Raw genomic sequence first — 2017 nt, 5'->3', positions numbered from 1 at the left:
CACGTCGCGCCCACCGCATCCCGAGAGATCGCTAGACGTCCTAGCAACGAGACCGGCTACCCTGTCTCCCATGTCCACGCAGGAGATCACGGAAGCGTCCGGGTACTGGTTCCCCGATGACGACGCGACCCAGCGGGGCGTGACCGTCCTGAACGCCCTCCGTCGGTACCGTGCCGCCGAGACCGCGATGCGCCGCCGCACCCGCGACTCGATGGGCATGGGCGAGACCGACCTGCTCGCGGTGCGCTTCCTGCTGCAGGCCCAGCGCGCCGGTCGGACGGTCAAGCCGAAGGACCTCTCCGCCTACCTCAAGATCTCGTCGGCGTCGACGACGATCCTCATCGACCGGCTCGTGAAGTCGAACCACGTCCGGCGCGACCCGCACCCGACCGACCGGCGTGCGCTCGTGATCACGCCGACCACCGAGACCGACGAAGAGGTCCGCGCGACCCTCGGCGTCATGCACCGCCGGATGATGGGCATCGCCGAGGGCCTCTCGCCGGACGACGCCCGGGTCGTCGCGGTGTTCCTCGAGCAGATGCGCGCCGCGGTCGACCAGGTGGACCCCGCCGTCGCGCACTGAGCCCACCGAGCGAGCCGAACGGACGGGGGACGCGTCCTCTGAGCGGACGCCATGCCGCGCCGCGTAGACCGGGTTGGTACCGGTCACCAACGCGGAAGGAACCGATCATGCACGCATCGGACAAGCTCGCCAAGAACCTCCAGGCGGTCCTCGTGGACCTCATCGACCTGCACGTGCAGGGCAAGCAGGCCCACTGGAACATCCTCGGGACGAACTTCCGGGACCTCCACCTCCAGCTCGACGAGATCGTCGACGCCGCTCGCGAGTTCGCGGACGACACCGCGGAGCGCATGCGTGCGCTCTACGCCGTGCCGGACGGCCGCTCGTCGACCGTCGCCGCGACGAGCCACCTCGACCAGTTCCCCGAGGGCGAGATCACGACCCACGACGCCATCGACCAGGTGACGCTGCGCCTCTACCAGGCGACCGGCACCATGCGCGACGTCCACGACGAGGTCGACGAGGAAGACCCGACGACGGCCGACCTGCTGCACGGCTTCATCGAGCGCCTCGAGCAGCTCGCCTGGATGGTCTCGGCCGAGAACCGCGCACCGAGCACCCCGCTCGCGTCCGCCACCACGCCGGCCGTCGCGGACGCCTCGGCACACTCGTAAGGGCGACCAGGTGCGCCGTCACCACCGAGTCGGGACCGACTCGGTCGCAACGATCCAGGAGACGTCATGACCGACTTCCGCTACCTCGTCGTCGGCGGCGGGATGGTCGCCGATGCCGCAGCGCGCGGCATCCGCGAACTCGACACCGAGGGCTCGATCGGCATCCTCAGCGAGGAGCCGGACCGGCCGTACGCCCGTCCGGCGCTCTCGAAGAAGCTCTGGACCGACCCGGACTTCAGCTGGGACGAGAAGGTCGACCTGCACACCGAGGAGACCGGGGCGACCTTCCTGCTCGGCACCGCGGTGACGGCGATCGACCGCCAGGCGAAGACCGTCACGACCGCCGACGGGCAGACCCACGGCTACGAGCGTCTGCTCCTCGCCACCGGCGGCCGACCACGCGGACTGCCCGGTCTCGAGCCGTCCGAGCGCGTGCTCGACTACCGCAGCGCCACCGACTACCGGCGGCTGCGTGAGCTCGCCGACGCCGGTGCCCACGTCGCGGTCGTCGGCGGCGGGTACATCGGCACCGAGATCGCTTCGGGCGTCGTCCAGAACGGTGCCCGCGTGACGCTGGTCGACCCCGACGAGATCGTCGGTGGTCGGATGTTCCCGGAGGACCTCGCGAAGGCCTTCCAGCAGCGCTTCGTCGACCACGGTGTCCAGCTGCGGCTCGGTCGTCGGGTCGAGCGGGGCACCGAGCACGAGGGCGGCGTCACGCTGACCCTCGACGACGGCTCCACGGTCGAGGCGGACGCCGTCGTGGTCGGCCTCGGGATCGAGCCGGCGACGCAGCTCGCGGCCGACGCCGGGTTGACCG

Annotated in this window: 3 protein-coding genes; all 3 read left to right on the top strand. The window is 70.8% G+C overall.

All coding sequences use genetic code 11. The annotated features are described in order from the left end of the window. Positions 1-70: 70 nt before the first annotated feature. Positions 71-583: a MarR family winged helix-turn-helix transcriptional regulator gene (locus tag I5E_RS16980; RefSeq protein WP_022908038.1), complete on the top strand. Its 513-nt coding sequence runs from the start codon at positions 71-73 to the stop codon at positions 581-583. A 107-nt stretch (positions 584-690) separates the two neighbouring features. Then, the gene (locus I5E_RS16975) at positions 691-1197 is read left to right on the top strand and encodes a Dps family protein (RefSeq protein WP_022908037.1); all 507 of its coding nucleotides are present in this window, start codon (positions 691-693) and stop codon (positions 1195-1197) included. A gap of 66 nt (positions 1198-1263) precedes the next feature. Beyond that, on the top strand, positions 1264-2017 hold a 754-nt coding region (locus I5E_RS16970), incomplete at its 3' end, for an NAD(P)/FAD-dependent oxidoreductase (protein ID WP_022908036.1).

This window comes from Curtobacterium sp. B18 (assembly GCF_000333375.1).
Lineage (GTDB): Bacteria > Actinomycetota > Actinomycetes > Actinomycetales > Microbacteriaceae > Curtobacterium.
The sequence above is the reverse complement of the archived record's forward strand: the minus strand, read 5'-3'. Positions and strand labels throughout refer to the sequence as shown.

Bases quoted from the DNA above. Each gene is read 5' to 3' on its own strand.
- I5E_RS16980 (WP_022908038.1), top strand. From the start codon at position 71: ATGTCCACGCAGGAGATCACGGAAGCGTCCGGGTACTGGTTCCCCGAT.
- I5E_RS16975 (WP_022908037.1), top strand. From the start codon at position 691: ATGCACGCATCGGACAAGCTCGCCAAGAACCTCCAGGCGGTCCTCGTG.